Source organism: Pseudomonas sp. LS2P72, assembly GCF_054897865.1.
The window spans coordinates 4,627,855-4,653,171 of record NZ_CM142708.1 but is presented as its reverse complement, the minus strand read 5'-3'; the positions used below and the strand labels follow the sequence as shown (position 1 = coordinate 4,653,171).

General features: G+C 59.3%; 26 protein-coding genes. 10 read left to right on the top strand and 16 right to left on the bottom strand.

Annotated features, from left to right (window positions below):
* Positions 1–4 precede the first annotated feature (4 nt).
* The 4 genes from hflD to ACYZUA_RS21370 all read right to left on the bottom strand — a co-directional run bounded on the left by hflD (position 5) and on the right by ACYZUA_RS21370 (position 4,717).
* The gene (hflD, locus tag ACYZUA_RS21385; RefSeq protein ID WP_461960512.1) at positions 5–628 is read right to left on the bottom strand and encodes a high frequency lysogenization protein HflD; all 624 of its coding nucleotides are present in this window, start codon (positions 626–628) and stop codon (positions 5–7) included.
* The gene (mnmA, locus tag ACYZUA_RS21380) at positions 625–1,770 is read right to left on the bottom strand and encodes a tRNA 2-thiouridine(34) synthase MnmA (RefSeq protein WP_461960511.1); all 1,146 of its coding nucleotides are present in this window, start codon (positions 1,768–1,770) and stop codon (positions 625–627) included. Before mnmA ends, hflD begins: the two co-directional genes overlap by 4 nt.
* 59 nt (positions 1,771–1,829) lie before the next feature.
* Positions 1,830–2,276: an NUDIX hydrolase gene (locus tag ACYZUA_RS21375; RefSeq protein ID WP_461960510.1), complete on the bottom strand. Its 447-nt coding sequence runs from the start codon at positions 2,274–2,276 to the stop codon at positions 1,830–1,832.
* 215 nt (positions 2,277–2,491) lie between these two features.
* Positions 2,492–4,717, bottom strand: a complete 2,226-nt coding sequence (locus ACYZUA_RS21370) for an NADP-dependent isocitrate dehydrogenase (RefSeq protein ID WP_461960509.1) — start codon at positions 4,715–4,717, stop codon at positions 2,492–2,494.
* Between the two features lie 496 nt (positions 4,718–5,213).
* Between ACYZUA_RS21370 and icd the strand changes: the two genes are divergently transcribed.
* The gene (icd, locus tag ACYZUA_RS21365; protein WP_008146904.1) at positions 5,214–6,470 is read left to right on the top strand and encodes an NADP-dependent isocitrate dehydrogenase; all 1,257 of its coding nucleotides are present in this window, start codon (positions 5,214–5,216) and stop codon (positions 6,468–6,470) included.
* A 94-nt stretch (positions 6,471–6,564) separates the two neighbouring features.
* Here icd and cspD read toward each other — a convergent pair whose 3' ends face one another.
* Complete coding sequence (cspD, locus tag ACYZUA_RS21360; protein WP_461960508.1) at positions 6,565–6,831, bottom strand: cold shock domain-containing protein CspD; 267 nt, start codon at positions 6,829–6,831, stop codon at positions 6,565–6,567.
* 225 nt (positions 6,832–7,056) lie between these two features.
* Here cspD and clpS point away from each other — a divergent pair, with 225 nt between their 5' ends.
* Both clpS and clpA read left to right on the top strand, forming a co-directional pair.
* A complete protein-coding gene (clpS, locus tag ACYZUA_RS21355) occupies positions 7,057–7,419 on the top strand; it encodes an ATP-dependent Clp protease adapter ClpS (RefSeq protein ID WP_027925124.1) in 363 nt (120 codons plus the stop codon).
* 30 nt (positions 7,420–7,449) lie between these two features.
* Positions 7,450–9,720 carry an ATP-dependent Clp protease ATP-binding subunit ClpA gene (clpA, locus tag ACYZUA_RS21350; RefSeq protein ID WP_461960507.1) on the top strand — a complete coding sequence of 757 codons (2,271 nt, stop codon included), beginning with the start codon at positions 7,450–7,452 and terminating at the stop codon, positions 9,718–9,720.
* A gap of 251 nt (positions 9,721–9,971) precedes the next feature.
* Here the strand turns inward: clpA and infA are convergent, their stop codons facing one another.
* From infA to trxB, 4 genes are all read right to left on the bottom strand, one after another.
* Complete coding sequence (gene infA, locus ACYZUA_RS21345) at positions 9,972–10,190, bottom strand: translation initiation factor IF-1 (protein ID WP_002553999.1); 219 nt, start codon at positions 10,188–10,190, stop codon at positions 9,972–9,974.
* A 111-nt stretch (positions 10,191–10,301) separates the two neighbouring features.
* Positions 10,302–11,009 (bottom strand): arginyltransferase, encoded by a 708-nt coding sequence (locus ACYZUA_RS21340; RefSeq protein WP_461960506.1) that lies wholly within the window; start codon positions 11,007–11,009, stop codon positions 10,302–10,304.
* 56 nt (positions 11,010–11,065) lie between these two features.
* The gene (aat, locus tag ACYZUA_RS21335) at positions 11,066–11,746 is read right to left on the bottom strand and encodes a leucyl/phenylalanyl-tRNA--protein transferase (RefSeq protein ID WP_046049405.1); all 681 of its coding nucleotides are present in this window, start codon (positions 11,744–11,746) and stop codon (positions 11,066–11,068) included.
* Positions 11,747–11,810: 64 nt separating this feature from the next.
* Complete coding sequence (gene trxB / locus ACYZUA_RS21330) at positions 11,811–12,770, bottom strand: thioredoxin-disulfide reductase (protein ID WP_461960505.1); 960 nt, start codon at positions 12,768–12,770, stop codon at positions 11,811–11,813.
* Positions 12,771–12,808: 38 nt separating this feature from the next.
* Between trxB and ACYZUA_RS21325 the strand changes: the two genes are divergently transcribed.
* From ACYZUA_RS21325 to cysG, 7 genes are all read left to right on the top strand, one after another.
* The gene (locus tag ACYZUA_RS21325) at positions 12,809–13,081 is read left to right on the top strand and encodes a hypothetical protein (protein WP_461960504.1); all 273 of its coding nucleotides are present in this window, start codon (positions 12,809–12,811) and stop codon (positions 13,079–13,081) included.
* On the top strand, positions 13,078–15,480 hold the full coding sequence (locus ACYZUA_RS21320) for a DNA translocase FtsK (protein ID WP_461960503.1): 2,403 nt from the start codon (positions 13,078–13,080) through the stop codon (positions 15,478–15,480). Before ACYZUA_RS21325 ends, ACYZUA_RS21320 begins: the two co-directional genes overlap by 4 nt.
* Positions 15,481–15,545: 65 nt before the next feature.
* Positions 15,546–16,169, top strand: coding sequence for an outer membrane lipoprotein periplasmic chaperone LolA (lolA, locus tag ACYZUA_RS21315; RefSeq protein ID WP_018925528.1), 624 nt, complete (start codon positions 15,546–15,548; stop codon positions 16,167–16,169).
* A 214-nt stretch (positions 16,170–16,383) separates the two neighbouring features.
* Positions 16,384–17,706: a replication-associated recombination protein A gene (locus tag ACYZUA_RS21310; RefSeq protein ID WP_027925133.1), complete on the top strand. Its 1,323-nt coding sequence runs from the start codon at positions 16,384–16,386 to the stop codon at positions 17,704–17,706.
* On the top strand, positions 17,706–18,080 hold the full coding sequence (gene crcB / locus ACYZUA_RS21305) for a fluoride efflux transporter CrcB (protein ID WP_046049410.1): 375 nt from the start codon (positions 17,706–17,708) through the stop codon (positions 18,078–18,080). The genes ACYZUA_RS21310 and crcB overlap by 1 nt, the downstream gene beginning before the upstream one ends.
* Before the next feature lie 15 nt (positions 18,081–18,095).
* Positions 18,096–19,376, top strand: coding sequence for a serine--tRNA ligase (gene serS, locus ACYZUA_RS21300; protein WP_461960502.1), 1,281 nt, complete (start codon positions 18,096–18,098; stop codon positions 19,374–19,376).
* A complete protein-coding gene (cysG, locus tag ACYZUA_RS21295; RefSeq protein ID WP_461960501.1) occupies positions 19,377–20,771 on the top strand; it encodes a siroheme synthase CysG in 1,395 nt (464 codons plus the stop codon). It begins immediately after the preceding gene.
* 134 nt (positions 20,772–20,905) lie between these two features.
* Here cysG and ACYZUA_RS21290 read toward each other — a convergent pair whose 3' ends face one another.
* The 7 genes from ACYZUA_RS21290 to ACYZUA_RS21260 form a co-directional block, all read right to left on the bottom strand.
* Positions 20,906–21,913, bottom strand: a complete 1,008-nt coding sequence (locus tag ACYZUA_RS21290) for a glutathione S-transferase family protein (protein WP_461960500.1) — start codon at positions 21,911–21,913, stop codon at positions 20,906–20,908.
* 90 nt (positions 21,914–22,003) lie between these two features.
* The gene (locus ACYZUA_RS21285; RefSeq protein WP_461960499.1) at positions 22,004–23,005 is read right to left on the bottom strand and encodes a glycosyl transferase family protein; all 1,002 of its coding nucleotides are present in this window, start codon (positions 23,003–23,005) and stop codon (positions 22,004–22,006) included.
* Positions 23,002–23,337 carry a TusE/DsrC/DsvC family sulfur relay protein gene (locus tag ACYZUA_RS21280; protein WP_056743897.1) on the bottom strand — a complete coding sequence of 112 codons (336 nt, stop codon included), beginning with the start codon at positions 23,335–23,337 and terminating at the stop codon, positions 23,002–23,004. Before ACYZUA_RS21280 ends, ACYZUA_RS21285 begins: the two co-directional genes overlap by 4 nt.
* Entirely contained in the window at positions 23,334–23,627 is a 294-nt protein-coding gene (gene tusB / locus ACYZUA_RS21275; protein WP_461960498.1) for a sulfurtransferase complex subunit TusB, read from the bottom strand. The genes ACYZUA_RS21280 and tusB overlap by 4 nt, the downstream gene beginning before the upstream one ends.
* Positions 23,627–23,989, bottom strand: coding sequence for a sulfurtransferase complex subunit TusC (gene tusC / locus ACYZUA_RS21270; RefSeq protein ID WP_461960497.1), 363 nt, complete (start codon positions 23,987–23,989; stop codon positions 23,627–23,629). The genes tusB and tusC overlap by 1 nt, the downstream gene beginning before the upstream one ends.
* Position 23,990: 1 nt before the next feature.
* On the bottom strand, positions 23,991–24,383 hold the full coding sequence (gene tusD / locus ACYZUA_RS21265; protein ID WP_461960496.1) for a sulfurtransferase complex subunit TusD: 393 nt from the start codon (positions 24,381–24,383) through the stop codon (positions 23,991–23,993).
* Positions 24,384–24,585: 202 nt separating this feature from the next.
* Positions 24,586–25,290 carry a YoaK family protein gene (locus ACYZUA_RS21260; RefSeq protein ID WP_461960495.1) on the bottom strand — a complete coding sequence of 235 codons (705 nt, stop codon included), beginning with the start codon at positions 25,288–25,290 and terminating at the stop codon, positions 24,586–24,588.
* Positions 25,291–25,317: the final 27 nt, after the last annotated feature.

The window sequence follows — 25,317 nt, the reverse complement described above, 5'->3', positions numbered from 1 at the left end:
CGGTTCAGCTGCTGCGCATCAGCGGGTAAAGCTCTTTGAGCAACTTGCGACGGCTGATCACCAGCTGCCAGCGATGACCGCCCAACTGCCGCCACAGGCGTGCCGAACGAATTCCGGCCAGCAACAGGGCGCGGATTTTCGAAGCGTTGCTTGGTTGCTGCAGGTTGCGCATGTCGCCATGCACCTGAATTCGCTGGCGCAGGGTGCTCAGGGTGTCCTGATACAGGGCGCCACACGCTGCAATCACGTTTTCGTGCGCCGGGCCGAAGTGCTCGACCTGGGACTGAATCTGCGGCAGACGCTTGCCGATCTCGTCCAGCATGTCGTCGCGCTTGGCCAGTTGACGCTCCAGGCCGAGCATCGCCAGCGCATAACGCAGCGGTTCGCGCTGAAGGGTGCTTGGGTCGCGCTCAAGGGCGCCGATCAGCGCGCGATAGCCTTCACGCAGATTGATGTCGTCGCCGCCGTAGACCTCAAGCGTGTCCTTTGGGTCGCGAATCAGCAGGCTGCCGAGCATGCAGGTCAGACCGGCTTCGGTGGTCTGGCCGGTCTTGGCGATCTTGTCGACCAGCACGGCGGCGAGGAACACGCCGCCCAGTGCCGTCAGTTGCTCCTGAGTCGGGTTCATTGCTGCTCGCCTTGAGCCGTGCCTTTGCTGGTCCACGGCTCCGCGACTTCAATCACGCCGCCACCGAGGCAGATTTCACCGTCATAGAACACCACGGACTGGCCTGGAGTGACCGCGCGTTGCGGGTCATCGAAGGTGGCGCGGTAGCCGGTGACGGTTTTTTCCAGCGTGCATGGCTGGTCGCTTTGGCGGTAGCGGACTTTGGCGGTCAAGCGGCGTGGTTCGCTCAGGTCGATCGGGTTGACCCAATAGATGTCTGAAGCGAGCAGGGCGCGGGAGAACAGATACGGGTGGTCATTGCCCTGGCCAACGATCAATTCGTTGTGTTCCAGGTCTTTGATCAGCACGTACCACGGCTCGTCACTGGCGTCTTTCAAGCCGCCGATGCCCAGGCCCTGACGCTGACCGATGGTGTGATACATCAAGCCGTGGTGACGGCCGATGACTTCACCTTCGGTGGTCTTGATCTCGCCCGGTTGGGCCGGCAGGTACTGCTTGAGGAAGTCGCTGAAGCGGCGTTCGCCGATAAAGCAGATCCCGGTGGAATCCTTTTTCTTCGCGGTGGCGAGTTCGTGTTTCTCGGCAATCGCGCGGACTTCGGGTTTTTCCAGCTCGCCGACCGGGAACAGGGTCTTGGCGATCTGTTCACCGCCGACGGCGTGCAGGAAGTAACTCTGGTCCTTGTTCGGGTCCAGGCCCTTGAGCAATTCGGTGCGGCCATCGATGTCGCGGCGACGCACGTAGTGGCCGGTGGCGATCAGGTCGGCGCCGAGCATCATGGCGTAGTCGAGGAACGCCTTGAACTTGATCTCGCGGTTGCACAGGATGTCCGGGTTCGGCGTGCGACCGGCCTTGTATTCGGCCAGGAAGTGCTCGAACACGTTGTCCCAGTACTCGGCGGCGAAGTTGGCAGTGTGCAGCTTGATGCCAATCCTGTCGCACACCGCCTGGGCGTCCGCCAGGTCATCCATGGCGGTGCAGTATTCCGTTCCATCGTCTTCTTCCCAGTTCTTCATGAACAGGCCTTCCACCTCATAACCCTGCTCGATCAGCAGGAGAGCGGAAACGGAAGAGTCCACGCCGCCGGACATGCCGACAATGACGCGCTTCTTTTGTGTGTCAGAAGGGGCTGGATCACGCATAGGGATTCAATGAGTGTCTTGAAAAAGGACGCGATTCTAACAGGCCGAAGCCCGCAAGGCTAAAGAGAAGGGCGGATCAGTTCGAGACCGAAGTGTTTGCCGTCCAGATAATCATCGATGCAGCGGATGATCAGCTCACTGCGCCAGTTTGCGCGCAGTGCCAGCAGTTCGTCACGCGTCAGCCATTTTGCGCCGACGATGCCGTCGTCCAGCTGATAGTCCGGGTGGTGTTTGAGTGGTTTTGCGGTGAAGCAGACTCGCTGATACGTCACGCCGTTGCTCGGGGCGGTGTAGAGGTAAATGCCCACTACGCCGGTCGGCTCGACGTCCCAGCCGGTTTCTTCGAGGGTTTCGCGTATGGCGGCTTCGATCAGGGTTTCGTCCGGGTCCAGATGACCGGCAGGCTGGTTGAGCACCGTTCGTCCGCCCTTGGATTCTTCGACCATCAGGAAGCGGCCGTTGTCTTCGACGATGGTCGCGACGGTGATGTGGGGTAGCCAATCCATAAAGCTTCCTCGGTTCTGAAATTGAAATACAGTCAATGTGGGAGCGAGCCTGCTCGCGAAAGCGGTGGGCCAGTCAATATTGATTTTGAATGATAAACCGCATTCGCGAGCAGGCTCACTCCCACATTTGATCCGGTTTCCACAGGTAAAAATGTGTAAACGCTACAAACAGAAACCCCGGCGCAGGGCCGGGGCTTCTTTGCATCCTTACAACCTTAAACCAGCGCAGCGATCGCGGCGTTGAAGGTATTGCTCGGGCGCATGGCCTGGCTGATCAGCTCGGCATTGGCGTGGTAGTAGCCGCCGATGTCCACTGGTTTGCCCTGAACGGCGTTGAGCTCGGCAACGATGGTCGCTTCGTTCTCGGTCAGGGTCTTGGCCAGTTCGCCGAACTGCGCTTGCAGTGCAGCGTCTTCGGTCTGGGCAGCCAGGGCTTGTGCCCAGTACAGCGCCAGGTAGAAGTGGCTGCCGCGGTTGTCGATATTGCCGACTTTGCGCGATGGCGACTTGTTGTTGTCCAGGAACTGGCCGGTGGCCTGATCCAGGGTCTTGGCCAGAACCAGCGCCTTAGGGTTGTTGTAGGTAACACCCAGGTGCTCAAGGGAAGCGGCCAGGGCCAGGAACTCGCCCAGGGAATCCCAGCGCAGGAAGTTCTCTTCCAGCAGTTGCTGAACGTGCTTTGGTGCCGAACCGCCGGCGCCGGTTTCGAACAGACCGCCGCCGTTCATCAGCGGAACGATCGACAGCATTTTGGCGCTGGTGCCCAGTTCCATGATCGGGAACAGGTCGGTCAGGTAGTCGCGCAGTACGTTGCCGGTCACCGAGATGGTGTCCTTGCCTTCGCGGGTACGGCCCAGAGTGAAGGCCATCGCGTCGACTGGCGACATGATGCGGATGTCCAGCCCTGAAGTGTCGTGATCCTTCAGGTAAGCCTGAACTTTCTCGATCACTACACCGTCGTGGGCGCGCATTGGGTCCAGCCAGAAGATCGCTGGAGTGGCGCTTGCGCGAGCACGGTTGACGGCCAGTTTGACCCAGTCCTGGATCGGGGCGTCTTTGGTCTGGCACATGCGGAAGATGTCGCCGGCTTCAACCGACTGTTCCAGCAGGGTGCGGCCGGCGCCGTCGGAAACCCGAACCACGCCGTTGGCCTTGATCTGGAAAGTCTTGTCGTGCGAGCCGTATTCTTCGGCTTTTTTCGCCATCAGGCCAACGTTTGGCACGCTGCCCATGGTGGTTGGATCGAAAGCGCCGTGCAGCTTGCAGTCTTCGATCACCGCCTGGTAGATGGTGGCGTAGCAGCGATCCGGGATCACAGCCTTGGTGTCGTGCAGCTGACCGTCAGTGCCCCACATTTTGCCGGAATCACGGATCATCGCTGGCATCGAGGCGTCGACGATAACGTCGCTCGGCACGTGCAGGTTGGTGATGCCTTTATCGGAGTTGACCATGGCCAACGACGGACGATCGGCGTAGACCGCCTGGATGTCCGCTTCGATCTGCGCTTGTTGCTCGGCCGGCAGGGCTTTGATGCGAGCGTACAGATCGCCGATGCCGTTGTTCAGGTTGAAGCCGATCTGCGCCAGTACGTCAGCGTGCTTGGCCAGTGCGTCTTTATAGAACTCGGCAACGATCTGGCCGAACATGATCGGGTCGGAGACCTTCATCATGGTGGCTTTGAGGTGAACCGACAGCAGCACGCCTTTTTGCTTGGCGTCTTCGATCTCGGCAGCGATGAAGCTGCGCAGAGCGTTTTTGCTCATGACCGCGCAATCGAGGATCTCACCGGCTTGCACGGTGGTTTTTTCTTTCAGGACGGTGGTGGTGCCGTCTTGAGCGATCAGTTCGATTTTGACGGCGTCAGCGGCGTCGATCAGGGCAGCCTTTTCGCTACCGTAGAAATCGCCGGTGCTCATATGCGCTACGTGGGACTTGGAGTCCGCAGCCCAGGCGCCCATTTTGTGCGGGTGCTTGCGCGCGTAGTTCTTGACCGACAGCGGTGCGCGGCGATCGGAGTTGCCTTCGCGCAGAACCGGGTTTACGGCGCTGCCCTTGATCTTGTCGTAACGCGATTTGGCGAGCTTGTCGGCATCGCTGGTCACGGTTTCCGGGTAGTCAGGCAGTGCGAAGCCCTGGGCTTGCAGTTCCTTGATCGCGGCTTGCAGTTGCGGAACCGAAGCGCTGATGTTCGGCAATTTGATGATGTTGGCTTCAGGCGTAACGGCCAGGTCGCCCAGTTCGGCGAGGTGGTCGGCTACGGCTTTGTCACCCAGTTGCTCGGGGAAGCTGGCCAGGATGCGCCCTGCAAGAGAGATATCGCGGGTTTCCACGGCGATATCAGCGGAGGCGGTGAAGGCCTCTACGATAGGCAACAGTGAATAGGTGGCGAGGGCGGGAGCTTCGTCGGTGAAGGTATAGATGATCTTCGAGCGGGTGGGCATATTCGGATTAACTCTCTCTTCTTTGCTAAAGCGTGCGCAGAAAAACTCGAGGGGCGCCGGGTAAGCGCGTTCGTTCAAAGTCATCCATGAGCCGAATGTCGAGATTTCTTCGCGGTGATGTTGGGTGCATCAGTCGAGCGTCAAGCGGGTGGACTGCGGTAACAGTCCTGCTTTTTCGGGCCGAGGGTCTCGTCGTAGAGCGGTCGGCCGTCGTGACTCTGTGGTCAGCGGGCGGCATTATACATAGGTAGCTGGCAATCTGCCGATGGTTCATATGCAACGATTGTCGTCCATTGGTCTAAAGGTCGCAGGGGCGAGTGGGGCGTAGAGTCTTGCACCGTGCTTGAGTTTGGCGCTTTTCCCTTTGCTTTCAGGCTTGTACGTCGCGAACTGTGCAGCTTTGCGGCAGATGGTTGGAACATAGGGTTTGCGTGCCGATTTAACTGGGGTACGCTCGAACGAAGCCAGATGTTCAATCCAAACAATGGAGTTCAGCATGGGATACAAGAAGATTCAGGTTCCAGCAGTCGGCGACAAAATCACCGTCAACGCGGACCATTCTCTCAATGTTCCTAACAACCCGATCATCCCCTTCATCGAAGGTGATGGTATTGGCGTTGATATCAGCCCGGTCATGATCAAGGTTGTCGATGCTGCTGTTAAGAAAGCTTACGGCGGCGAGCGCAAAATTTCCTGGATGGAAGTCTACGCCGGGGAGAAAGCGACTCAGGTTTACGATCAGGACACCTGGCTACCCCAGGAAACCCTGGACGCAGTTAAAGATTACGTGGTTTCCATCAAGGGCCCTCTGACCACTCCAGTCGGTGGCGGCATCCGTTCCCTGAACGTGGCCCTGCGTCAGCAACTCGACCTTTATGTCTGCCTGCGCCCAGTGCGCTGGTTCGAAGGCGTGCCTAGCCCGGTCAAGAAGCCAGGCGACGTCGACATGACGATCTTCCGTGAGAACTCGGAAGACATCTACGCGGGTATCGAGTGGAAAGCCGGTTCGCCGGAAGCGACGAAAGTCATCAAGTTTCTTAAAGATGAAATGGGCGTCACCAAGATCCGTTTCGACGAAAACTGCGGTATCGGCATCAAACCGGTTTCGCTGCAAGGCACCAAGCGTCTGGCGCGAAAAGCGCTGCAGTATGTGGTCGACAACGACCGCGACTCGCTGACCATCGTGCACAAAGGCAACATCATGAAGTTCACCGAAGGTGCCTTCAAGGAATGGGCCTACGAAGTGGCGGCTGAAGAATTCGGCGCGACCCTGCTCGATGGCGGTCCGTGGATGCAGTTCAAAAACCCGAAAACCGGCAAGAACGTCATTGTCAAAGACGCCATCGCCGACGCCATGCTCCAGCAGATCCTGCTGCGCCCGGCCGAATACGATGTGATCGCGACCCTGAACCTGAACGGCGACTACCTCTCCGACGCTCTGGCGGCGGAAGTGGGCGGTATCGGTATCGCACCGGGTGCCAACCTGTCTGACACCATTGCGATGTTCGAAGCGACCCACGGTACTGCGCCGAAGTACGCTGGCAAGGACCAGGTCAACCCTGGCTCCCTGATCCTGTCCGCAGAGATGATGCTGCGTCACATGGGCTGGACCGAAGCGGCTGATCTGATCATCAAAGGCACCAACGGCGCGATTTCGGCCAAGACCGTGACCTATGACTTCGAACGTCTGATGGAAGGCGCGAAACTGCTGTCTTCGTCCGCGTTTGGTGATGCGCTGATTTCGCACATGTAAGCGAAATCCAGGCAATACACCAGCCTAAAAAAAGCCGCCCGACTCAAGTAATTGAGTCGGGCGGTTTTTTTATGACTGGATGGTAAGTGCGATCTCAGGCCGTAACGGTCTGTTCACCAGCGGGAGCGGTGACTGCCTGAGCATCAACAGGCGCGCTGATGTTCACGGCATGCAGGCCTTTTGGGCCCTGAATGATCTCAAAGACGACGGCTTGCCCGGCTTTCAGGGTTTTATAACCGTCCATCTTGATGACCGAGTAGTGGGCGAACAGATCTTCGGTCTTGCCTTCCTCGTTGATGAAGCCGTAACCCTTGGCATTGTTGAACCATTTGACCTTGCCGCTGACCTTGACACCTGACATACCCATATCCCTCTGCAACAGACTCCATCACTGGAGTATCATCCAGTTCATCCGCAGTCATTTCCTGGAAATAAGATTGACTCCGCGGACCTTTTTTACCCACTGTGGGCTCTATTGGTTGTAACACCGTTTTCCCGATAGTCAAGGTGACCGGGCAGTCGGAGTTGAAATCGTCCATAGCCGCCCCCACCACTGTATTTGCACAACTGACGAACCTTTCTTTCCATGCATGCAATCAGCCAGATTCGACTAACATTCAATCAGGATCATCCTGATTCACACGACGACGATTCCGCAGGCATTGCTGTTCAGGAGGCAAAGCCTGCTTTACAGGCGCCGCCGATGTACAAGGTGGTTTTGTTTAATGATGACTACACACCGATGGATTTCGTCGTCGAAGTGCTCGAGGTGTTTTTTAACCTGAATCGCGAGCTGGCGACCAAGGTCATGCTGGCCGTCCACACAGAAGGACGGGCAGTATGTGGAGTGTTTACCCGCGACATCGCCGAGACTAAGGCCATGCAGGTCAACCAGTACGCCAGGGAAAGCCAGCATCCGCTACTCTGTGAAATCGAGAAGGACGGTTAATCGCCGACCACTTGGGTATGAGGTGAAGCTATGTTAAACCGCGAGCTCGAAGTCACCCTCAATCTTGCCTTCAAGGAGGCCCGTTCGAAGCGTCATGAATTCATGACCGTCGAGCACCTCCTGCTGGCCCTATTGGACAATGAGGCTGCCGCCACCGTTTTGCGTGCCTGCGGCGCAAACCTCGACAAACTCAAGCACGATCTGCAGGAGTTCATCGACTCCACCACGCCATTGATCCCCGTTCATGACGAGGATCGTGAGACCCAGCCAACCCTGGGCTTCCAGCGTGTTCTGCAACGTGCTGTCTTTCACGTACAGAGCTCGGGCAAACGCGAAGTGACTGGCGCCAACGTACTGGTCGCGATCTTCAGTGAGCAAGAGAGTCAGGCAGTGTTCCTGCTGAAACAGCAGAGCGTTGCGCGCATCGATGTCGTCAACTACATCGCACACGGCATTTCCAAAGTGCCGGGGCATGGCGATCACTCTGAAGGTGAGCAAGATATGCAGGACGACGAGGGCGGTGAGTCTTCTTCTTCAGGCAATCCTCTGGATGCTTATGCCAGCAACCTCAACGAACTCGCGCGCCAGGGTCGTATCGATCCATTGGTAGGCCGTGAGCTGGAAGTCGAGCGCGTCGCGCAGATCCTGGCGCGTCGTCGCAAAAACAATCCGTTGCTGGTGGGCGAGGCGGGCGTGGGTAAAACCGCGATTGCCGAAGGCCTGGCCAAACGCATTGTCGACAACCAGGTGCCGGACCTGCTGGCCAACAGCGTTGTGTATTCCCTCGATCTGGGGGCCTTGCTGGCCGGGACCAAATACCGCGGCGATTTCGAGAAACGCTTCAAGGCGTTACTCAATGAGCTGAAAAAACGTCCGCAGGCGATCCTGTTCATCGACGAAATCCACACCATCATTGGTGCGGGTGCCGCGTCCGGTGGGGTAATGGACGCCTCGAACCTGCTCAAGCCGCTGCTGTCGTCGGGTGATATCCGCTGCATCGGTTCGACCACGTTCCAGGAATTCCGCGGGATCTTCGAGAAGGACCGTGCTTTGGCCCGACGCTTCCAGAAGGTCGATATATCGGAACCTTCGGTGGAAGACACCATTGGCATCCTGCGCGGCCTGAAAGGTCGTTTTGAAGCGCATCACAACATCGAATACAGCGATGAAGCGTTGCGTGCGGCGGCCGAACTGGCCTCGCGCTATATCAATGACCGGCACATGCCGGACAAGGCCATCGACGTCATCGACGAGGCGGGCGCTTATCAGCGTCTGCAGCCAATCGAGAAGCGCGTGAAACGCATCGAAGTACCTCAAGTCGAGGACATCGTCGCGAAAATCGCACGGATTCCGCCTAAGCACGTCACCAGTTCCGACAAAGAGCTGCTGCGTAATCTTGAGCGTGACCTGAAGCTGACAGTATTTGGCCAGGATGCCGCGATCGACTCGCTGTCGACCGCGATCAAACTGTCCCGTGCCGGCCTCAAGTCGCCTGACAAGCCTGTCGGTTCGTTCCTGTTCGCAGGGCCTACCGGTGTCGGTAAAACCGAAGCGGCGCGTCAGTTGGCCAAAGCGATGGGCATCGAACTGGTTCGTTTCGACATGTCCGAGTACATGGAGCGCCACACCGTATCGCGTCTGATCGGTGCGCCTCCAGGCTATGTCGGGTTCGACCAGGGCGGTCTGCTGACCGAAGCCATCACCAAGCAGCCTCACTGCGTGCTGTTGCTCGATGAAATCGAGAAGGCGCATCCGGAAGTCTTCAACCTGCTGCTGCAGGTGATGGACCACGGTACGCTGACCGATAACAACGGGCGCAAGGCGGATTTCCGTAACGTGATCGTCATCATGACGACCAACGCCGGCGCCGAAACGGCAGCTCGCGCATCCATCGGTTTCACCCATCAGGACCACTCGTCCGATGCGATGGAAGTGATCAAGAAGAGCTTCACTCCAGAGTTCCGCAACCGTCTGGACACCATTATCCAGTTTGGTCGCCTCAGTCATGAGGTCATCAAAAGCGTGGTGGACAAGTTCCTTACCGAGCTTCAGGCGCAGCTGGAAGACAAGCGCGTGCAGCTGGAAGTGACGGACGCGGCGCGCAGCTGGCTGGCGGAGAGTGGCTACGACACGGCAATGGGCGCTCGACCAATGGCGCGTTTGATTCAGGACAAGATCAAGCGTCCGCTGGCGGAAGAGATCCTGTTTGGCGAACTGGCCGACCATGGTGGTGTGGTTCACATCGATCTCAAAGACGGCGAGCTGACGTTCGACTTCGAGACCACGGCTGAAATGGCCTGACGGTTGTTGCTGTAGAGCAAAGGCGCCGAAAGGCGCCTTTTTGCTGTCTGCTGATAATGCGCCGTACCCCTGTGGGAGCGAGCCTGCTCCGGGCGGCGTTCCGACGATAGCGGTGGGTCAGCTTGCATTTGTATTGCATGTGCTGCCCTCATCGCGAGCAGGCTCGCTCCCACATTGGCTATGTGTGGGGGTGTCAAATCGCAGGCAAACAAAAACGCCCGGCATAAACCGGGCGTTTTGTATTGACTTGATTAGCGAGCGCGGTAAGTGATGCGCCCTTTGCTCAAGTCATAGGGCGTCAGCTCGACGCGCACTTTGTCACCGGTAAGAATACGGATGTAGTTCTTGCGCATCTTGCCGGAGATATGCGCGGTTACGACGTGCCCATTTTCCAACTCCACACGAAACATGGTGTTGGGCAGGGTGTCGACGACAGTGCCTTCCATTTCGAAGCTGTCTTCTTTCGACATGCAGTAAAGCCCTCGGTGTCCAATGAATGGCCCGGTGCAACTGCGCCAGGCAAAAGCGGCGTGCATTGTGCCCGAAAAATGGGGTTTAAGCCAAGGGGTTTACGGCTTGCTCTAGTTCAGGATGACCCAGCGCTGATTAATCAGCAGTTCGATAGGTCGATATTGAGTCTTGTAGCTCATCTTTTTGCAGTTTTTGATCCAATAGCCCAGATAAACGGCTTCCAGCCCCAGACGCTGAGCCTCGCCGATTTGCCAGAGAATCGCATAACGCCCCAGGCTGCGGCGTTCTTCAGCGGGCTCGTAGAAGGTGTAGACCGCCGACAGACCGTTCGGCAGCAAGTCGGTGACGGCCACCGCTACCAGTCGTCCTTCGAGGCGGAATTCGTAGAATCGGGAAAACGGCAGATCACGTACCAGGAACGTCGCAAACTGATCGCGACTCGGCGGGTACATATCGCCATCGGCGTGACGCTGTTCGATATAGCGCTGATAAAGGTCGAAATACTCTTCGCTGAATTGCGGCCTGCCAGGACGCACCTTTAGGTCGACGTTGCGTTTGAAAATGCGTTTCTGCTGGCGGTTGGGCGAAAATTGCGCCACAGGGATGCGCGCCGGTACACACGCATTGCAATTCTGACAATGGGGCCGGTAGAGGTGATCGCCGCTGCGACGGAAGCCCATTTCAGACAGATCTGCGTAGACATGCACATCCATGGGCTGACTAGGGTCGAGAAACAGGGTTGTGGCCTGCTCCTCGGGCAGATAGCTGCAAGAGTGGGGCTGAGTGGCATAAAACTTCAAACGCGCCAACTCGGTCATGATCAACCCTCGGTATAAGCTTTTGAATAAGTGTAAGCCACTGGCGCAAAAGCCGCTCAGCAAACCCAGGTCGCGCGGCTGGGTTGATCCAGATGCTGCGCAAGGTAGTCGGCAAACTCGCGGCGGGGGATCGCTCGCGCGCCGAGGCTGTGCAGATGGTCGGTCGGCATCTGGCAGTCAATCAGCACAAAGCCTGAGTCTTTCAGATGTCGGACCAGTGTGGCAAAGCCATATTTCGAGGCGTTATCGGCGCGGCTGAACATGGATTCTCCGAAAAACAGCTGACCCATCGCCAGGCCATAGAGCCCACCGACCAGTTCGCCCTGGTCCCAGACTTCCACCGAATGGGCGTAGCCACGCTTGTGCAGCTCGAGGTAGGCGTTCTGCATGGCTTCTGTGATCCAGGTGCCGTCGGCGTAATCCCGAGGCGCGGCGCAAGCGCGGATGACCGCGGCAAAATCCTGATCAAAGGTCACTTGATAGCGTTGCTGGCGCAGCAGTTTGTTCAGGCTGCGCGAGACATGCAGTTCGTCGGGAAACAGTACGGTGCGTGGATCCGGCGACCACCAGAGTATCGGCTGGCCTTCCGAGAACCACGGAAAACAGCCGTGGCGATAGGCCTGAATCAGACGATCGGCGGACAGATCCCCGCCCGCGGCCAACAGCCCGTTGGGATCGCGCATGGCTTTTTCCAGGGGCGGGAAGGTCAGGGTGTTGCGTTGTAACCAAGTCAGCATGGCATCCGGGCTTGCAGAAGGGGAGGGCAGTGGTGGGCGGGTGGGCCCACCGTGAAGTGTGCCGTCAAACGACTGGAATGTCGTCGAGATACTTCTCGGCGTCCAGTGCGGCCATGCAACCGGCCCCGGCAGACGTCACGGCCTGGCGGTAAACGTGATCGGCCACGTCGCCGGCGGCAAACACGCCCGGGATCTCGGTGCTGGTAGCGTCGCCTTCGCTGCCGCCCTTGACCAGCAGGTAGCCGTCACGCATTTTCAGCTGACCCTCGAACAGGTCGGTGTTGGGTTTGTGGCCGATGGCGATGAACACGCCGGTCAGCGGCAATTCACTGGTTTCGTCGGTGTGGCTGTCCCGCAGGCGGGCGCCGGTCACACCGCTGGTATCCCCCAGCACTTCATCCAGATTCTGATTCCAGTGCAGGCGGATATTGCCTTTGGCGGCTTTTTCGAAGAGTTTGTCTTGAAGTATTTTCTCCGAGCGCAACTTGTCACGCCGGTGAATCAGGTGAACTTCCTTGGCGATGTTCGACAGGTATAGCGCTTCTTCAACCGCCGTGTTGCCGCCGCCAACGACTGCGACCACCTGATTGCGATAGAAGAAACCGTCGCACGTCGCGCAGGCCGACACCCCTTTGCCGGCAAATGTCTCTTCCGATGGCAGTCCCAGGTATTGCGCCGAGGCGCCGGTGGCGATAATCAGCGCATCACAGGTGTAAGTGCCGCTGTCGCCTATGAGTTCGAATGGGCGCTGCTGCAACTTGGCGGTGTGGATGTGGTCGTAAACGATCTCTGTATGAAAGCGCTCGGCGTGTTTTTGCATGCGTTCCATCAGCACCGGACCGGTAAGGCCTTCGACATCACCGGGCCAGTTGTCGACTTCGACGGTGGTGGTGAGCTGGCCACCTGCCTGTATGCCGGTGATGACAACGGGATTGAGGTTGGCGCGAGCGGCATAAACGGCTGCGCTGTAACCGGCAGGGCCGGAACCCAGAATGATCAGGCGGGAATGCTTCGCTTCGCTCATAAAAACACCTCATAAGCCTTTGTCACAAAAGAGAATGCATGCTCAAATTGAACCGCACGTTATGTGCTGTTGGCTATGCTACACCTTGGGTTTCAAGCATGGCATCGGACGAACAAACCCGTACAATGCCTGCCTGTTACAGTGTTTGTAATAAAATAAACGCCGTGCGTCGTGTTTATAAAAACCGGAGCGTAGTGTTAAAAGTAGTCTCAGTTACGCCTGTTAACTTTTTTACCTGCCTGGATTGGGCAGTTTTTTATAGTCAATCAACAGATGGACGCGCCACAGGCGCAGGAAAAGAAGCGTTTTGAAGAAATCCACCGCAGCACCAAAAACAGTCGTTCCGCTCTGGCGCCAGCAATTGCACTACCGGCTCAAGGAAGGTGCATTGATCGCCATCGGCGGCTTGTGCCTGTTCCTGATGATGGCCTTGTTGACCTACGGCAAGGACGATCCGGGCTGGAGCCATAACAGCAAGATTGACGATGTGCAGAACTTCGGCGGGCCGGTCGGCTCCTACAGCGCCGATATCCTGTTCATGGTGTTGGGTTACTTTGCCTACATCTTCCCGCTATTGCTGGCGATCAAGGCATATCAAATCTTCCGTCAGCGCCACGAGCAGTGGGAGTGGAGCGGCTGGCTGTTCTCCTGGCGCCTGATCGGCCTGGTGTTTCTGGTGCTGTCGGGCGCGGCCCTGGCCCATATCCATTTCCATGCCGCGACCGGTCTGCCGGCCGGCGCTGGCGGCGCTTTGGGCGAAAGCCTCGGTGATCTGGCCAGGAACGCCCTGAATATCCAGGGCAGTACACTGTTGCTCATTGCATTGTTCCTGTTCGGCCTGACTGTGTTCACCGACCTGTCTTGGTTCAAAGTGATGGACCTCACCGGCAAGATCACCCTCGACCTGTTCGAATTGTTCCAAGGCGCGGCCAACCGCTGGTGGGCGGCCCGTGTCGAGCGCAAACAATTGGTTGCGCAGTTGCGTGAAGTTGATGATCGCGTGCATGACGTGGTCGCGCCGACCGTCACCGACAAGCGCGAACAGGCCAAGGTCAAGGAACGCCTGATCGAGCGCGAGCAAGCGTTGAGCAAGCACATGTCGGACCGCGAGAAGCAGGTGCCGCCGGTGATTGCCCCAGCTCCGCCCAAGCCAGCGGCGCCCAGCAAGCGCGTGGAGAAAGAGAAGCAGGCGCCGTTGTTCGTCGACAGCGCCGTCGAGGGCACCTTGCCGCCGATTTCGATTCTCGACCCGGCAGAAAAGAAACAACTCAATTATTCCCCAGAGTCGCTGGCAGCCGTCGGCCACTTGCTGGAAATCAAGCTCAAGGAATTCGGCGTCGAAGTCTCGGTGGATTCGATTCACCCGGGCCCGGTGATTACCCGTTACGAAATCCAGCCAGCGGCCGGCGTCAAGGTCAGCCGCATCTCCAATCTGGCGAAAGACCTGGCACGTTCCCTGGCCGTGACCAGCGTGCGTGTGGTGGAAGTGATTCCGGGCAAGACCACTGTCGGTATCGAGATTCCTAACGAAGACCGCCAGATCGTGCGCTTCTCCGAAGTGCTATCGACCCCCGAGTACGACAACTTCAAGTCGCCGGTCACTTTAGCCCTGGGTCACGACATCGGCGGCAAACCGGTCATCACCGACCTCGCGAAAATGCCTCACTTGCTGGTAGCTGGTACGACCGGTTCCGGTAAATCGGTGGGCGTGAACGCGATGATCCTGTCGATCCTGTTCAAGTCCGGCCCGGAAGACGCCAAGCTGATCATGATCGACCCGAAAATGCTTGAACTGTCGATCTACGAAGGCATTCCGCACCTGTTGTGCCCGGTCGTGACCGACATGAAGGACGCTGCCAACGCCCTGCGCTGGAGCGTGGCGGAGATGGAGCGTCGCTACAAACTGATGGCGAAAATGGGCGTGCGTAACCTGTCGGGCTTCAATGCCAAGGTCAAGGAAGCCCAGGACGCCGGTACGCCGTTGACCGATCCGTTGTACAAGCGCGAAAGCATTCACGACGAAGCGCCGCTGCTGACCAAGCTGCCGACGATTGTCGTGGTGGTGGACGAATTCGCCGACATGATGATGATCGTCGGCAAGAAGGTGGAAGAACTGATCGCCCGTATCGCCCAGAAGGCGCGTGCGGCTGGTATCCACTTGATCCTCGCGACCCAGCGTCCGTCGGTTGACGTGATCACCGGTCTGATCAAGGCCAACATTCCGACCCGTATGGCGTTCCAGGTGTCGAGCAAGATCGACTCCCGGACCATCATCGACCAGGGCGGTGCTGAACAACTGCTGGGCCACGGGGACATGCTTTACATGCCGCCGGGCACCAGTCTGCCGATTCGTGTCCACGGTGCCTTTGTGTCCGATGACGAGGTTCACCGGGTGGTCGAAGCCTGGAAACTGCGCGGTGCGCCGGAATACAACGACGAGATCCTCGCCGGTGTCGAAGAGCCGGGTAGCGGCTTTGAAGGCGGCAGCGGCGGCGACGAAGACAGTGAATCCGATGCGCTCTACGACGAAGCGGTGCAGTTCGTACTGGAAAGCCGTCGTGCGTCCATCTCTGCGGTTCAGCGCAAGCTGAAAATCGGCTACAACCGCGCCGCGCGCATGATCGAAGCCATGGAAATGGCCGGGGTCGTGACGTCCATGAACACCAACGGTTCGCGTGAAGTCCTGGCTCCGGGCCCGGTACGCGACTGAATTGATTGAAGCGCGGTGGCGTAATAACGCGCCATCGCACCCCCACGAATGTTATGAGGACTCCCATGCGTCTTATCCGCATGCTGTTGCTGCCGGTTTTGGCTTTGACCACGCTCTCGGCCCACGCCGATGACAAGGACGTGGCGCGTCTGACCCAATTGCTGGAAAAATCCCAGACCCTGACCGCGCGTTTCTCCCAGCTGACCCTCGACGGCAGCGGCACCCAGTTGCAGGAAACCGCGGGTGAAATGTCCTTGCAGCGTCCTGGCTTGTTTTACTGGCACACCAACGCGCCGGCTGAACAAACGATGGTTTCCGACGGCAAGAAGGTGACGTTGTGGGACCCGGACCTGGAACAGGCCACCATCAAGACCCTCGACCAGCGCCTGACCCAGACCCCGGCGTTGCTGCTATCCGGCGACGTGTCCAAGATCAGCCAGAGCTTCGACATCAGCGCCAAGGAAGCCGGTGGCGTGATCGACTTCACCTTGAAGCCGAAAACCAAGGACACCCTGTTCGACAGCCTGCGTCTGTCGTTCCGCAATGGCCTGGTCAATGACATGCAGATGATCGACAGCGTCGGTCAGCGCACCAACATCCTGTTCACCGGCGTGAAAGCCAACGAACCGATCCCGGCTTCCAAGTTCAAGTTCGACATCCCGAAGGGTGCCGACGTGATCCAGGAATAAAACGCATAACCTGTGGGAACGGGCTTTTGTGGCGAGGGGATTTATCCCCGTTGGGCCGCGAAGCGGCCCCAAGATCTGTTAGTGCGGTGTATCAGGAATACCGCATGCAATGGTTTCGCGACTGCTGCGCAGCCGAACGGGGATAAATCCCCTCGCCACAGGATTTTCGCCAGGCATGAGTACTGCGCAATAAGTGAGGTTTTAACAATACGTGATGGACCTGTTTCGCAGTGCCCCGATTGCTCAGCCCTTGGCCGCCCGTTTGCGTGCTGCCAATCTGGACGAGTACGTCGGTCAGGAACACCTGCTCGCTCGCGGCAAGCCTTTGCGCGAAGCGCTGGAGCAGGGTGCCCTGCACTCGATGATTTTCTGGGGGCCGCCGGGTGTGGGCAAAACCACACTGGCGCGGCTGCTGGCGGAAGTCTCGGATGCGCACTTCGAAACGGTTTCGGCGGTATTGGCCGGGGTGAAGGAAATCCGTCAGGCGGTGGAAATCGCCAAGCAGCAGGCCGGGCAGTACGGCAAGCGAACCATCCTGTTCGTCGATGAAGTGCATCGCTTCAACAAGTCCCAGCAGGACGCGTTCCTGCCGTACGTCGAAGACGGCACGTTGATTTTCATCGGCGCAACCACTGAAAACCCCTCGTTTGAACTCAACAACGCGTTGCTCTCCCGAGCCCGCGTCTACGTGCTCAAAAGCCTCGACGAAGCGGCCCTGCGCAAACTGGTGCATCGCGCGCTGACTGAAGAGCGTGGTTTGGGCAAGCGGCAATTGACCCTCAGCGATGAAGGCTTCCAGATGCTGCTGTCGGCCGCCGATGGCGATGGCCGGCGTCTGCTCAACTTGCTGGAAAACGCCTCGGACCTGGCTGAAGACAACAGCGAGATCGGCGTCGACCTGCTGCAAAGCCTGCTCGGTGATACCCGCCGGCGTTTCGACAAGGGCGGCGAAGCGTTTTACGACCAGATCTCTGCGCTGCATAAATCGGTGCGCGGCTCCAATCCTGATGGCGCGTTGTATTGGTTCGCGCGGATGATCGACGGCGGTTGCGATCCGTTGTACCTGGCCCGGCGCGTGGTGCGCATGGCCAGCGAAGACATCGGCAACGCCGACCCGCGCGCCTTGAGCCTGTGCCTGGCAGCGTGGGAAGTGCAGGAGCGTCTCGGCAGCCCTGAAGGCGAATTGGCGGTGGCCCAGGCCATCACTTATTTGGCTTGTGCGCCGAAAAGCAACGCGGTGTACATGGGTTTCAAAGCCGCGATGCGCAGCGCCACCGAACACGGTTCGCTGGAAGTGCCGCTGCACCTGCGCAACGCTCCGACCAAGCTGATGAAACAACTGGGTTATGGCGATGAATACCGTTACGCCCACGATGAGCCGGACGCTTACGCCGCTGGCGAAGACTATTTCCCGGAAGAACTCGAGCCACAACCGTTCTATCAGCCGGTGCCGCGTGGTCTGGAGCTGAAGATCGGCGAGAAGCTCAATCACCTTGCGCAACTTGACCGTCTCAGTCCCCGGCAGCGGAGAAAATAGTGATTCCTTTGATCGTTGCCGTTTCCGTGGGCGGTATCGCCGGAACGCTTCTACGCTTTGCCACGGGTAACTGGATCAACGCTAATTGGCCGCGGCACTTCTATACCGCGACGCTGGCCGTTAATATCGTCGGCTGTTTGCTGATCGGCGTTCTATACGGTCTGTTTTTAGTACGCCCGGAGGTGCCGATTGAGGTGCGCGCCGGGTTGATGGTCGGCTTCCTCGGGGGGCTGACGACTTTTTCATCTTTTTCACTGGATACGGTGCGTCTGCTGGAAACCGGGCAAATGCCGCTGGCTTTTGTCTATGCTGCCATCAGCGTATTCGGCGGGCTGCTCGCCACCTGGGCTGGCCTGTCCTTGACCAAACTTTGATAACGAGAGACCGACATGCTCGATTCCAAACTGTTACGTAGCAACCTTCAGGACGTAGCGGACCGCCTGGCATCCCGTGGCTACACGCTGGATGTTGCGCGCATCGAAGCGCTGGAAGAACAGCGCAAGACCGTCCAGACCCGCACCGAAGCACTGCAGGCTGACCGTAATGCGCGCTCCAAATCCATCGGCCAGGCCAAGCAGCGCGGCGAAGACATCGCACCGCTGATGGCTGACGTCGAGCGCATGGCGAACGAATTGAGCGCCGGTAAAGTCGAGCTGGACGGGATCCAGATCGATCTGGATTCGATCCTGCTCGGCATCCCGAACCTGCCGCACGAATCCGTGCCGATCGGTGACGACGAAGACGGCAACGTCGAAGTGCGCCGCTGGGGTACCCCGACCGCGTTCGATTTCCCGGTTCAGGACCACGTGGCCTTGGGCGAGAAATTCGGCTGGCTGGACTTCGAAACCGCCGCCAAGCTGTCCGGCGCCCGTTTCGCCCTGTTGCGTGGCCCGATCGCTCGTATGCACCGCGCCCTGGCGCAGTTCATGATCAACCTGCACACCAGCGAACACGGTTACGAAGAGGCGTACACGCCTTATCTGGTTCAAGCGCCGGCGCTGCAAGGCACGGGTCAGCTGCCGAAGTTCGAAGAAGACCTGTTCAAGATCACTCGCGAAGGCGAAGCCGATCTGTACCTGATTCCGACCGCTGAAGTGTCGCTGACCAACATCGTCGCTGGCGAAATCGTCGATTCGAAACTGCTGCCGATCAAGTTCGTCGCCCACACTCCGTGCTTTCGCAGTGAAGCCGGTGCGTCGGGTCGCGATACGCGCGGCATGATCCGTCAGCATCAGTTCGACAAGGTTGAAATGGTCCAGATCGTTGAGCCGTCGACCTCGATGGAAGCGCTGGAAGGCCTGACGGCCAACGCCGAAAAAGTCCTGCAATTGCTCGAGCTGCCTTATCGCACCATTGCGCTGTGCACCGGCGACATGGGCTTCAGCGCAGTCAAGACCTATGACCTGGAAGTGTGGATCCCGAGCCAGGACAAATACCGCGAGATTTCCTCGTGCTCCAACTGCGGCGATTTCCAGGCCCGTCGCATGCAAGCGCGTTTCCGCAACCCGGAAACCGGCAAGCCTGAACTGGTGCACACCCTGAACGGTTCCGGCCTGGCGGTCGGTCGTACGCTGGTGGCGGTGCTGGAAAACTACCAGCAGGCCGACGGTTCGATCCGTGTTCCGGAGGTGCTGAAACCGTACATGGGTGGCCTCGAGGTCATCGGCTAAATGGACTATCTGCCGCTGTTCCATAACCTTCGCGGCAGTCGTGTCTTGGTCGTCGGCGGGGGAGAGATTGCCTTGCGCAAATCCCGCCTGCTGGCCGAAGCCGGTGCGCTGCTGCGGGTGGTCGCACCTGAAATCGAACCGCAACTGCGCGAACTGGTTGCCGACAGCGGTGGCGAGTGTCTGGTGCGAGGCTACGTTGAAGCAGATCTGGATGGTTGCGGGCTGATCATTGCCGCCACCGACGACGAACCGCTGAACGCGCAAGTCTCCGCCGATGCCCATCGCCGTTGTGTGCCGGTCAATGTGGTGGATGCGCCAGCCTTGTGCAGCGTGATCTTCCCGGCGATCGTCGACCGCTCTCCTTTGATCATTGCGGTCTCCAGCGGCGGCGATGCGCCGGTGCTGGCGCGGTTGATCCGGGCCAAACTGGAAACCTGGATTCCTTCCACCTACGGTCAACTGGCCGGCCTGGCCGCGCGGTTCCGCAGCCAGGTCAAACGCCTGTTCCCGGATGTGCAGCAGCGTCGGGCGTTCTGGGAAGATGTGTTCCAGGGCCCGATTGCCGACCGGCAACTGGCCGGGCAGGGTGCCGAAGCCGAGCGCTTGATGCTGGCGAAAATTGCCGGTGAAGCACCGACTGCAACGGGCGAAGTCTATTTGGTCGGCGCCGGCCCGGGTGATCCCGACCTGCTGACCTTCCGTGCCTTGCGTCTGATGCAGCAAGCCGATGTGGTGCTGTATGACCGCTTGGTGGCACCGGCGATTCTGGATTTGTGCCGTCGCGATGCCGAGCGAATTTACGTCGGCAAGCGTCGCTCCGATCACGCTGTGCCGCAGGATCAGATCAACCAGCAATTGGTGGATTTGGCCAAACAAGGCAAACGGGTCGTGCGGTTGAAGGGCGGTGATCCGTTCATCTTCGGTCGCGGCGGTGAAGAGATCGAAGAACTGGCGGCCCATGGCATCCCGTTCCAGGTCGTGCCGGGTATTACGGCCGCCAGCGGTTGCGCGGCGTATGCCGGGATTCCGCTGACTCACCGTGATTACGCACAGTCTGTGCGTTTTGTCACCGGGCACCTGAAGGACGGTTCCACCGATTTACCGTGGGCCGACCTGGTCGCGCCGGCGCAAACCCTGGTGTTTTACATGGGGCTGGTGGGCTTGCCGATCATCTGCGAGCAGTTGATCAAGCATGGGCGCGCGGCGGATACGCCGGCGGCGTTGATCCAGCAGGGCACTACCGTCAATCAGCGGGTGTTTACCGGCACGTTGGCGGATTTGCCAAGTCTGGTGGCGGAGCATGAAGTGCATGCGCCGACGCTGGTGATCGTTGGTGAAGTGGTGCAATTGCGCGAGAAACTGGCGTGGTTCGAGGGCGCTCAGGCACAAGTCTGAACACCGCGTCGCCCCCATCGCGGGCAAGCCTTGCTCCTACAGGTTGGCGTCGTTTGCAATTTTGCGAACGACACACATCCGTAGGAGCAAGGCTTGCCCGCGATGGCGTCATCAGAATCAACACGCTTTTCGGATCAGACTTCAGCTCTACGCCAAACCCCTTTCCCGCTCAACCGCTCGCGATCATGCGGCGCTGTGAAATCCTGCGCCGGCCCTTTAGGCACAATCCCGGTCGGGTTAATGGTTTTGTGGCTGCCGTAGTAGTGATTCTTGATGTGGGTAAAGTCCACCGTCTCGGCAATCCCCGGCCACTGATAAATCTCGCGTAGCCAGTTCGACAGGTTGGGATAATCGGCGATCCGCCGCAGGTTGCACTTGAAGTGGCCGTGATACACGGCATCAAAGCGAATCAGCGTGGTGAACAGCCGAATATCTGCTTCGGTCAGGTATTCACCCACCAGGTAACGATTGGCGCCTAGCAGCGCTTCCAATCGATCCAGTTCCGCAAACAACCCGTCGAACGCCTCTTCATACGCCTGCTGCGACGTGGCAAACCCCGCGCGATACACGCCATTGTTCACCGCCGGATAAATCCGTTCGTTCAGCGCGTCGATCTCACCCCGCAGCGGTGCCGGGTAGAAATCCAGGTCATTACCCGTCAAATCATCGAAGGCGCCATTGAACATGCGGATGATCTCCGCCGATTCATTGTTGACGATGCGATTCTGCTGTTTGTCCCAGAGCACTGGCACGGTGACGCGGCCGGTGTAGTCGGCGGTATCGGCGGTGTAGCGCTGATGCATGAAATTGAAGTGATCGAGTTTGTCGCCGGTCGATCCGAGGTTCCGGTCGAAGGTCCAGCCGTTTTCCAGCATCAGCCAACTGACCACCGAGACGTCGATGAGGCTTTCGAGGCCTTTGAGTTTGCGCAGGATCAGCGTGCGGTGAGCCCATGGACAGGCAAGGGACACGTAGAGGTGATAACGACCGGCCTCGGCCGCAAAGCCACCGACACCGGTCGGGCCAGGCTTGCCGTCGGCGGTCAGCCAGTTACGACGCTGCGCTTGTTCACGCTGGAACGTACCGTCCTTGCCGCTTTCGTACCACTGGTCATGCCAGCGACCTTCAACTAACAAACCCATGTTCAAGACTCCTCAACCAATAAGCGTTGGAGAGGAGTCTATTCGCATAGGTTCGATAAAAAAGCGCAAAGGTTGGGCGCTTATGATCGGTTAAATCGATTTGTTCCGAGCGTCCCAATACTGCTGGGCGGTTTCGAAGGCGTGCTCGCGGGTTTGGCCGAGGCCGCGCAACGCCAGGGCCATGGTCGAGATCAGCGCCATTTGCGGGTAGCTGTCGACCACGTCGCCACGCCACACGGCTTTTAAATGCTCGGGATCGAGGGTGGCCGGTTTTACGTGCCGTTGAGCCGACAGCTGCGGCCATTCCTCGTCCCAGCTTTCGCCGCCAGTGGTGCCGTACAAGTGACTGTCGGCGTCCGGGTTGATCTCGATTTCGCCGCCATCGCCTTTCACCACGATCGCGGTATCGCCGAGCAAACCGCTGGCATCGCGATGCACCGCCTGATAACCGGGGTGGAAAATGCTTTGCAGACCACAGCGAGCACCCAACGGATTGAGAATCCGCGTCAGGGAATGGATCGGCGAGCGCAGGCCCAGCGTATTGCGCAGATCGATCATTCGTTGCAGCTGGGGCGCCCAATCCACCAGCGGCATGAAGGCCAGACCGCCGTTATCGAGTGCCTCGCCGACCTGCTGCCAGTCGCGGCACAATGGAATCTTCAACTCATAGAGCAATTGTTCGCTATAGAGCCGACCCGCCGTGTGTGCGCCGCCGCCGTGCATGAAGATCCGCACGCCGTTCTGCGCCAGGCATTTGGCCGCCAGCAGGTACCACGGCAGATGACGTTTCTTGCCGGCGTAGGTTGGCCAGTCCAGATCGACGGCTAGTGCCGGCGGATTCAGACGCTCGCGCAACGCTTCGGTGAACCCCGCCATTTCCTCGGCACTTTCTTCCTTGTGCCGCAACAGCATCAGGAATGCGCCGAGCTGGGTGTCTTCGACCTTGTGGTCGAGCACCATGCCCATGGCGACCCGGGCTTCCTCGCGGGTCAGGTCGCGGGCGCCGCGTTTGCCTTTGCCGAGGATGCGCACGAACTGGGCGAACGGGTGTTCGGCGGGTGTTTCGAGGGTCAGCGCTGGGTAGTCGGTCATAAGCAATTCGTCGGTTTGGGCAGGCCCGCCAGTTTCGCGGCGAGTTTGGCAGGGGTGCCTTTGAACAATCGGTTCAGGTGCAGGCTGTTGCCCTTGTCCGGGCCCAGCTTCAGCGCGGTGTACTTGATCAGCGGGCGGGTGGCCGGGGACAGCTGGAATTCGGCGTAGAAACTGCGCAGCAGTTCGAGGATTTCCCAGTGTTCGGGGCTCAACTCGATGTCTTCGGCGGCGGCCAGGGCGCTGGCCACGTCGCAGGACCAGTCGCTCAGTTCGACCAGAAAGCCGTCCTTGTCCAACTCGATGGCGCGGGCGCCGACCGTCAGGGAGTTCATAGCCAACTGTTGACCTTGTCGTAGTGAATCGACAGCTCGACGAAGGCCGGGTAATCAATGGCCTTGGCCGTGTCAGGAATCTCCAGCGCGCGAGCCTGGGCGTCTTCGGCCAGTACGAATAGTTTCAGATTGCGGGCGTTCAGCGCATTGAACGGCGCGGTGCCCGGTTGCAACACATAAACCGCGTCGCCGGTCAGCAGCAACGCATCGTCAGCGCCCATCAAGCGCAGGCAACTGGTCAGGCGATCGTCGCCGAACGGGGAATGAGATAACACGTGCAAAGTCGACATCAGAGGGTGATCACCTGGTCGTAACGGTCAATAAGTGCGGTGATTTCGTGGGCGGCCAGCACCTGCGCTTCGTCCAGGGACAAACCGGCCGGGTCCAGCCCCCGTTCTGCAGCGCTGTCGCCACAGACAAACAGCTCGTCGACACCGAACATCGGCAAGGCTTGCAGGTTGGCGCTCAGGTCCTTCTGCTGAAGGGCCTTGGCGTCCTGTTTCGCGGCGAGCTGGAAGACGCCGTCATCGAGAAACAGCAAGCCGATCGGCAGATCAAAGGCACCGCCGGCCAGCACGATGTCCAGCGCTTCGCGCGCACTCGGCCCGGACCAGGGCGCCTGACGGCTGATAATCAGCAAGGATTTAGCCATCTCACGCGCCTCCGAAACAGATCAGGCGGTCAGCATCCTGCACCGCGTCATGCAACTGGCCCAGGCCAGACAATTCCCACGGCGCGCCCACCGCAACGGCATCACGCTGATAGCGCCCGGCTTCTTCTTCGTTCAGCACGCCACGACGCAGGGCAGCCGCGATGCACACGACGCCGTCCAGTTGATGCTCGGTGACGAAGTTGCGCCATTGCTTGGGCAAATCCTGCTCATCCTGCGGCGTGACCACGCTGCCGGAGGCGTTGTAGACGCCGTCCTGATAGAAAAACAGACGGATAATCTCATGCCCGCCGGCCAGCGCAGCCTGGGCGAACAGCAGGGCGCGGCGCGAGGAGGGCGCATGGGCGGCGGAAAACAGCGCGATGGCGAACTTCATGACGGACTCGATCAGTAAAACTGCGGCCATGATAAAGCTTTATCGCCGGGGCGGCTAAATGGGTTTTTCCCTTGGGACCGAGTCATCCCTATCGCGAGCAGGCTCGCTCCCACAAGGGATTTGTGTCGCACATAACATTGAAGTCCACCAGAAACCCCTGTGGGAGCGAGCCTGCTCGCGATGGCGGGCTGGCAGGCGCCGATCAGCGCGGCATATAACCCAACTGCCAGCGCCGCGGAATTTTCAGTGACAGCAACCCGACCACGCCGGCCAACAGTCCGCTGACAAATAACGCCCTGAGCCCCAAATGATGTTCCAGCACGGCGCCGAGTACCGCGCCGGCAAACATCCCGGTCCAGGGGATCAGTTGCACGCGCCAACCGTTGCGCCGTTCGCCGAGCATCCAGCGTCCCAGGCCACGGCCGAAGCGCGACAGGGCGCCGGTGACGTAGGTCAGGCCGACCGGCAGGCCGTTCACTTCTTCCACGGCGGCATTGAGCATGCCCATGGCGATGATCGTCGCCAGTAGCGCTGGCAATTGTTCGTCGTAGGGCCAGGCAGCGGCGCCGCAGAGCAGCGTGGCGATGCACAGCAGCAAGGGCAGCGCACGGCGCCCGCCGAGGCGGCTGACGACAATCCCCAAGGCGTTGCCGATGATGAAGGTGCCGACGAGGATCACCAGGCGCAAGGTCAGGCCCATGTCACCGTCGCTGATAGCGACGGCGAGGCGGGTGGTGTTGCCGCTCATGAACGAGACGAAATCGCCGCTGGCCATGAAGCCGATGGCGTCGGTCATGCCCGCGAGCACCGACAGGCTGGCCACCAGCGACATGCCGATGCGTCCGCGCCATTTGCGGGTATGCAGATGGCCTGGACTGGCGCGGTCAGTTGAGAGGGATGGCAACATCAGCGAAGGTCGTCCTCAGGCAGCGAC